The organism is Gaiella sp. (assembly GCF_057140465.1).
In genome coordinates, this window is record NZ_DBNHWK010000076.1 from 1 (window position 1) to 7,186 (window position 7,186).

Below are 7,186 nucleotides of genomic sequence, written 5' to 3' on the forward strand. Positions count from 1 at the left end.
CGGCGCGGCGCTGGCCGACCTCGAGTTCGTCCAGTTCCACCCGACGACCCTCGTCGACTCGTCGCTCCTCCTCTCCGAGGCGCTCCGCGGCGAGGGTGCCGTCCTGCTGGACGAGCACGGCAGACGCTTCACGGACGAGCTCGCACCACGGGACGTCGTCGCCCGCGCGATCGCGGCTCGGGGCACCGTCCTCCTCGACCTGCGCCAGATCGACCGGGGACGCTTCCCGACGCTCATCGGCAACCTCATGAAGGAGGGCTACGACCCGGCGCAGGTGCCGATCCCCGTCGCGCCGGCCGCCCACTACACCGTCGGGGGCGTCCTCACCGACCTCGACGGCCTGAGCGAGCTCCCGGGCCTCTACGTCGCGGGGGAGAGCGCGGCAACGGGTGTCCACGGCGCGAACCGCCTCGCCTCCAACTCGCTCCTCGAGTGCCTCGTGTTCGGACGACGGGCGGCGCTCTCCGCGCTCGCGCTGCCGGGCCTGCCGAGCCGTCTCCCCGACCCGACGACCCCGCCCCCGGCCGATCCGGTGACGCCAGACATCCGCTCCCGCCTGTGGAGCGACTGCGGCCTGATCCGCTCCGGCGAGGGCCTCTCCCGGCTGCTCGACGCTCCGCACCTGCTCACCCGCCTGATCGCCAAGGCCGCACTCACCCGGGAGGAGAGCCGCGGGTCCCACTACCGGGCGGACTTCCCGGCCGCGAGCGACGCCTTCGAGCGGCACGTCGTCCTGCGGCCCGGCGCCGAGCCCGTCCTCGAGCGATGGCTGTAGCGGCGGAGGCGATCGAGCACGCCGTCCGCGCCGCGCTCGCGGAGGACGTCGGCACCGGGGACGTCACCACCGAGGCGACGGTCTCCCGGGACGCGGTCGCGACGGCCGAGCTCCTCCTCAAGGAGCCGGGCGTCGTCTGCGGGCTCTGGCTCGCCGAGGAGGTCTTTCGCGCACTCGACTCGGGCCTCCGCTTCGAGGCGCTCGTCGCCGAGGGGGCGCAGCTCGATGCGCCCGCTCCGGTTGCCCGCGTCACCGGCGCTGCGCGGGCGATCCTCACCGGTGAGCGCGTCGCGCTCAACTTCGTCGGCCGCCTCTCCGGCATCGCCACGCTCACGCGGCGCTACGTCGACGCCGTCGCGGGCACGGGGGCGGCGATCCTCGACACGCGCAAGACGACACCCGGACTGCGGGCGCTCGAGAAGCACGCGGTCGCCTGCGCGGGAGGGCGGAACCACCGCTTCGGGCTCGACGACGGCGTGCTCGTGAAGGACAACCACCTGCGCGCCGCAGGCTCGATCGCGGCCGCCGTCGCGGGTGCCCGCGAGACGACCGATCTCCCGATCGAGGTCGAGTGCGAGACGCTCGAGCAGGTCGGCGAGGCGCTCGCAGCCGGCGTCGACGCGATCCTCCTCGACAACATGAGCCTCGACGACCTCCGCGCCGCCGTCGCGCTCGTCGCGGGCCGGGCCCGGCTCGAGGCGTCCGGAGGAATCACGCTCGAAACCATCCGCTCCGTGGCGGAGACCGGCGTCGACGAGATCTCCGTCGGCGCGCTCACGCACTCCGCCCGTTCACTCGACGTCTCACTGGAGGTGCGATGACCACAGCAGAGGTCGCAACGATGCAGGAGGAGGTACGGGCGCTCGCCGCCGAGCGGAACGCCGTGATCCTCGCCCACAACTACCAGGTGCCCGAGGTGCAGGACGTGGCCGACTACGTCGGCGACTCGCTCGGGCTCTCGCGCGAGGCAGCGGCGACCGACGCAGAGACGATCGTCTTCTGCGGCGTCCACTTCATGGCGGAGACCGCCGCGATCCTCAGCCCCGAGAAGACCGTGCTCATCCCCGACCTCGACGCCGGGTGCTCGCTCGCGGCGACGATCACCGCCGACCAGCTCCGCGCCTGGAAGGCGGAGCACCCGGGCGCCGTCGTCGTCTCCTACGTGAACACGACCGCCGAGGTGAAGGCCGAGACCGACTACTGCTGCACGTCCGGCAACGCGAAGGCGGTGATCGAGGCGATCCCGGAGGACCAGGAGATCCTCTTCCTCCCGGACATGTATCTCGGCCTCTGGCTCGAGCAGGTGACCGGCCGCACGCTCCGGATCTGGATGGGGGAGTGCCACGTGCATGCCGGGATCCGGCCCCAGGACATCGTCCGCGTCCAGGCCGAGGCGCCCGACGCCGAGTTCCTCGTCCATCCCGAGTGCGGCTGCGCGAGCCAGTGCATGGCCTTCGGCAACGAGAACACGCACATCCTCTCGACGGAGGGGATGGTGCGCTTCGCGAAGGCGTCGCCGAAGCAGCGGTTCATCGTCGCCACCGAGACGGGGATCCTCCACCGGCTGCGGAAGGAGGCGCCCGAGAAGCGCTTCGAGGCGCTCTCCGAGAGTGCGATCTGCCGGTACATGAAGATGATCACGCTCCCGAAGCTGCGCGACTCGCTCCGCGACGGCAAGCACGTCGTGACGGTGCCGGCGGAGATCGCCGAGCGGGCGCGCGGCGCGATCGACCGGATGGTGGCGATCTCGTGACGGGGCTCACACCGGCGCAGCGCGCATTCCTCGAGGAGCGGTTCGTGGGGGTGGTGACCGACCTCCGCGCCGACGGCTCGCCGCACTCGACGATCGTCTGGGTGGACGTCGACGACGACGGCGTCTCCATCAACACCGCGTACGGGCGCTTCAAGACGCGCAACATCGCCCGCGACCCGCGCGTCTCGCTGACCGTGGTCGACCCGCAGAACGCGTTCCGCTGGCTGTCGGTCAGCGGTGTCGCGACCCTCGTCGACGAAGGCGCGGAGGGACAGATCGACCGTCTCGCGACGAAGTACCTGGGCGAGGCCGCCTATCCCTGGCGCCGGCCCGGTGAGCGCCGCGTCACGGTGCGCATCGCCCTCGAGCGCGTCGACGCCCTCGGGCTCGACGGGTAGGGACGCCGTCGCCGGTCGTGCCGGCCCGGGCCGGCACGCCCCCCCGGGGGCGCCCCGCCGGCCGGTCAGGCGGTGCGCACGGAGTAGACCGGCGGAAGGTGGTCGGCGACGGTGAACCACGACGCGCCGGCGTTCCGCGATCCGAAGACGTCGCCCGACGTCGCTCCGAAGTAGAGCTCGAGCGCCTCGCCCTCGCTCGCCGTGTCGAACGCCTCCCGGAGCACCGTGAGGTACGCGTCCTCCTGCGGGAGCCCCTCGCTCCGCGGCCGCCACGTCGCCCCTGCGTCGCGCGTCTCCCACACCGTGACCGCGCCTCCCGGCGTCGTGCGGTCGAGCGCGCCGACGAGCGGGATCACGTACGCGCTGTCGGGATCGGACGGGTCGACGCAGACGGGGAAGCCGAAGTCCGACGAGAGGTCGGTGTCCGTCGCGACGTCGATCCAGTGCCCGCCGCCGTCGTCCGAGCGGTAGACGCCGTCGTGGAACTGCATGAACAGCCGCTCGGGGCGGCGGGCGGCGCGGCGCACGTCGTGGACGCAGTGTGCGATCGGGCTCGCGGGGGCGTCCTCCGGCAGGTACCGCGGGACGATCCCCTCGTTCGAGTGCCGCCACGTCGCGCCCCCGTCGTCGGTGAGCCAGACGCCGACGGCCGAGATCGCGACGAGCAGCCGTCCCGGGTCGCCGGGCCACGGCACGATCGTGTGCAGGCAGAGGCCGCCGTTGCCGGGGCTCCAGTCGGGCCGCGTCGGGTGCTCCCAGAGCCCGCGGTTCAGCTGCCAGGTCGCGCCGCCGTCCCTGCTCTCGAAGAGCACGCCCGGGTCGCCGCCCGCGTAGAGGAGCCCGTCCTCCTCGCCGGGGACGATCACCCAGATCCGGGCGAGCGACTCCTCGCCACCCTCCGGGAGGGAGACCCCGTGCGCCTGCTGCCACTCGCCCGCCGGGTCGTCCGTGACCCAGATCTTCGGCCCGTAGAAGGGCGACGTCGTCGCCGCCAGCGTCCGGCCCGTGCGCGGGTCGCGCATCGCGTACTCCACCGGCTCGCCGGCGAACGCCCGTGCCGTGACCGCGAACGGCCCGTCCTCGTCCCCCTCCAGCACGAACAGGCCCTTGCGCGTTCCGACGAGGAGCTCGGTCATCTGCTCACCCTCCCGTGATCGACGGGAGGACGTGCACCCGGTCGTCGCTCGCGACGACGGTCTCCTCCCTTGCCGGCTCACCGTTGACGTAGACGTTGATGTGCGGCCGTACCTGTCCGCGCTCGTCGAGCACCCACCCCGCGGCGTCGGGGCACGCGCGCTCGAGCGCGCGCAGGACGTCGTGCACGGTGCGGCCGTCGAGCGCGTGCTCACGGCTCCCCGTCAGCTCCGAGAGCGGGGCGCGGAGCTTCACGACCGCCATCCGGCGATCCTAGCCCGCTCCGCACGCCGTCGACGAGCGGCGACGGCAGATCGCTCCGGGGAGCCGGTCGCCCCAGTCGGTCGCGGGGCCTAGGGCTCGAGCTCGAGCGCCCCGTGCGGCGAGCCGTACTCCGCGAGCTTGTCGAGGAACGGCTGGGGGGGAAACGCCTCCGGGCCGAGCACCCCGGTACCGGACCAGGCGCCCTCGTCGAGCAGCTCCAGGGCGACGACGGGGTTGATCGCCGTCTGCCACACGACCGCCTGGGAGCCGTACTCGCGCATCGACCACTCGTTGTCGACGACGTGGTACAGGTAGGTCTTCCGCGGCCGCCCGTCCTTGCCCGTGCCGGTGACGAGCGTCCCGGCGCACGTCTTCCCGAACATGCGGTCACCGAGCGTCATCGGGTCGGGAAGCGTCGCCGCGACGACGTCGCGCGGCGCCACGTCGACGCCGCGCACGCGCACGGGCTGCGTGGAGTCGAGCCCGAGCTTGTGGAGCGTGCGGAGCACCTCGACGAACTCGCGGCCGAGCCCGTACTTGAAGGTGACGCGCCGGCAGTCGATCCACCGCGGCACGAGGAGCACCTCCTCGTGCTCGACGTTCACGCACTCGACGGGGCCGATCCCCTCGGGGAAGTCGAACACCTCCGGCTCGGAGAACGGCTCGGTCGTGTACCACCCGTGCCCCTTCTCCCAGATCACCGGCGGGTTCAGGCACTCCTCGATCGTCGTCCAGATCGAGAAGGTGGGGGCGAACTCGTAGCCCTCGACGACGAGGTTCGACCCGTCCCGGATCCCGACCTCGTCGATCTCGGAGAACAGCTCGTCGGCCGCGTGGCGCGCGAAGACGTCGGCGGCGCCCGGCTCGATCCCGATCCCGACGAGCGCGAGCAGGCCCTCCTGGCGCCAGTTCTCGTCCTGGGCGAACTGGTAGTCGCCGAGCTTCACGTGCGTCTCCTCGTGGGGACGCGTCGGGTGGGGCTCCGACAGCGTCATCGCCATGTCGAGGTACGTGACGCGTGCCCGCAGGCAGGCGTCGAAGATCTGCGGGTTGAACCGCGGGTCGGTCGCGTTCAGGACCGCGTCCGCCTTGACGTCCTCGATGAGGCGCACGATCGCGTCCTCGTCGCTCGCATCGACGCCGGCGGAGCCGAAGCGGTCGTGCTCGCCGAGGCCGTCGACCACCGCCTGGGGCCGCGAGGGATCGAGGTCCGCGAGGACGATGCGCTCGTAGAAGTCGCGGCGTTGCGCGATCGCCGCGAACGCCGAGCCGACGCCGCCCGTGCCGACGACGAGGATGCGCATGGACGGGTTCTACCGCACGCCGGCCGTGTGTGCGTGAGCAGCGTTCGCACGGTGCTAGGCTCGCGCCGAGATCGGAGGAGAACCGGAGGGAGCGTATGAGCGTTTCGGTCACGCAGCAGAAGATGTTCATCGGGGGCGAGTTCGTCGAGTCGGTGTCCGGCGAGACGATGGAGGTCCTCAACCCCTCCACCGGCGAGGTGATCGCCGAGGTGCCGCGGGGCACCACGGAGGACGTCGAGCGCGCCGTGGAGGCGGCGAAGAAGGCCTGGGCCGAGTGGCAGGACAAGACGCCCAAGGACCGGATGGAGCTCCTGCTCGCGCTCGCCGACGTGATCGACGAGAACGCCGAGGAGCTCGCGCGGCTCGAGTCGCTGAACGTCGGCAAGCCGTGGTGGGTGGCCGTCGACGAGCCCGGGGTGATGTCCGACAACCTCCGCTTCTTCGCCGGTGCCGCCCGGAACCTCGAGGGGAAGTCGGCGGCCGAGTACGTCGAGGGGTACACCTCGATGATCCGCCGCGAGCCGCTCGGCATCGTCGCCGGGATCTGCCCGTGGAACTACCCGCTCTTCATGGCGGTCTGGAAGATGGGACCGGCGCTCGCCGCCGGCAACGTGCAGATCATCAAGCCGGCCGAGCAGACGCCGCTGACGATGCTCCGCTTCGTCGAGCTCGCACAGGAGGTGCTGCCACCGGGCGTCCTCCAGGTCGTCACGGGCGACGGCGTCCCCGTCGGCGACGCACTCGTCCGGCACCCCGCGGTCTCGCTCGTGTCGCTCACCGGCGACACGGCGACCGGGAAGCTGATCGCCGCCAACGCCGCGCAGACCGTCAAGCGCGTCCATCTCGAGCTCGGCGGCAAGGCCCCGATGGTCGTGCTCGACGACGCCGATCCGGCGACGGTCGCGGAGGCGGTGAAGATCGGCGGCTACTTCAACTCCGGCCAGGACTGCACGGCGTCCTCGCGGCTGCTCGTGAGCGAGCGGATCTACGACGACGTGGTCGCCGAGACGGTGAAGGCGGTCGAGTCGCTGACCGTCGGCGACCCTGCGACCGACGACGAGATCGGCATGGGGCCCGTGATCTCCGCCGAGCAGCAGGAGCGGGTGCTCGGCTTCCTCGGGCGTGCCGTCGACGCGAAGGCGACGGTGCTGACCGGCGGCGAGGCGCTCGGCGACCGCGGTTTCTTCGTCAAGCCGACGCTGGTCGCGGACGTCGAGCAGGACGCCGACATCGTGCAGAACGAGGTCTTCGGCCCCGTCGTCACGGTGCAGCGGTTCGCCTCGGACGAGGCCGCGGTCGAGATGGCGAACGACGTGCGCTACGGCCTCGCCGCGTCCGTGTTCTCCGAGAATCTCGGTCGCGCGATGAAGGTCGCCGCGAAGCTCGACTTCGGCACCGTGTGGATCAACGAGCACCTGTTCCCGCTCACGTCCGAGATGCCGCACGGCGGCTTCAAGGAGTCGGGCTACGGGAAGGACATGTCGATCTACTCGATGGAGGAGTACACCCGCATCAAGCACGTCTGCGTGAAGCTCGCGCAGTGAGCGGAGGCCGTCGT

At 71.8% G+C, this 7,186-nt stretch carries 8 protein-coding genes; 5 read left to right on the forward strand and 3 right to left on the reverse strand.

What is annotated here, in order from left to right; genetic code table 11:
- From AC162C_RS11390 to AC162C_RS11405, 4 genes are all read left to right on the forward strand, one after another.
- Window positions 1–775: FAD-binding protein (locus AC162C_RS11390; protein WP_484097654.1), on the forward strand; the 775-nt coding region annotated here is incomplete at its 5' end.
- Window positions 766–1,596, forward strand: coding sequence for a carboxylating nicotinate-nucleotide diphosphorylase (gene nadC, locus AC162C_RS11395; RefSeq protein WP_484097655.1), 831 nt, complete (start codon window positions 766–768; stop codon window positions 1,594–1,596). The genes AC162C_RS11390 and nadC, both read left to right, overlap by 10 nt.
- A complete protein-coding gene (nadA, locus tag AC162C_RS11400; protein ID WP_484097656.1) occupies window positions 1,593–2,528 on the forward strand; it encodes a quinolinate synthase NadA in 936 nt (311 codons plus the stop codon). The genes nadC and nadA overlap by 4 nt, the downstream gene beginning before the upstream one ends.
- Window positions 2,525–2,926 (forward strand): PPOX class F420-dependent oxidoreductase, encoded by a 402-nt coding sequence (locus AC162C_RS11405; protein ID WP_484097657.1) that lies wholly within the window; start codon window positions 2,525–2,527, stop codon window positions 2,924–2,926. The genes nadA and AC162C_RS11405 overlap by 4 nt, the downstream gene beginning before the upstream one ends.
- Window positions 2,927–2,991: 65 nt before the next feature.
- Here AC162C_RS11405 and AC162C_RS11410 read toward each other — a convergent pair whose 3' ends face one another.
- The 3 genes from AC162C_RS11410 to AC162C_RS11420 all read right to left on the reverse strand — a co-directional run bounded on the left by AC162C_RS11410 (window position 2,992) and on the right by AC162C_RS11420 (window position 5,628).
- Window positions 2,992–4,062 (reverse strand): WD40/YVTN/BNR-like repeat-containing protein, encoded by a 1,071-nt coding sequence (locus tag AC162C_RS11410; RefSeq protein ID WP_484097658.1) that lies wholly within the window; start codon window positions 4,060–4,062, stop codon window positions 2,992–2,994.
- Window positions 4,063–4,066: 4 nt separating this feature from the next.
- Window positions 4,067–4,324, reverse strand: coding sequence for a ubiquitin-like small modifier protein 1 (locus tag AC162C_RS11415; RefSeq protein ID WP_484097659.1), 258 nt, complete (start codon window positions 4,322–4,324; stop codon window positions 4,067–4,069).
- 89 nt (window positions 4,325–4,413) lie between these two features.
- Entirely contained in the window at window positions 4,414–5,628 is a 1,215-nt protein-coding gene (locus AC162C_RS11420; RefSeq protein WP_484097660.1) for a saccharopine dehydrogenase family protein, read from the reverse strand.
- A 95-nt stretch (window positions 5,629–5,723) separates the two neighbouring features.
- Here AC162C_RS11420 and AC162C_RS11425 point away from each other — a divergent pair, with 95 nt between their 5' ends.
- The gene (locus tag AC162C_RS11425; RefSeq protein WP_484097661.1) at window positions 5,724–7,172 is read left to right on the forward strand and encodes a gamma-aminobutyraldehyde dehydrogenase; all 1,449 of its coding nucleotides are present in this window, start codon (window positions 5,724–5,726) and stop codon (window positions 7,170–7,172) included.
- Window positions 7,173–7,186 lie beyond the last annotated feature (14 nt).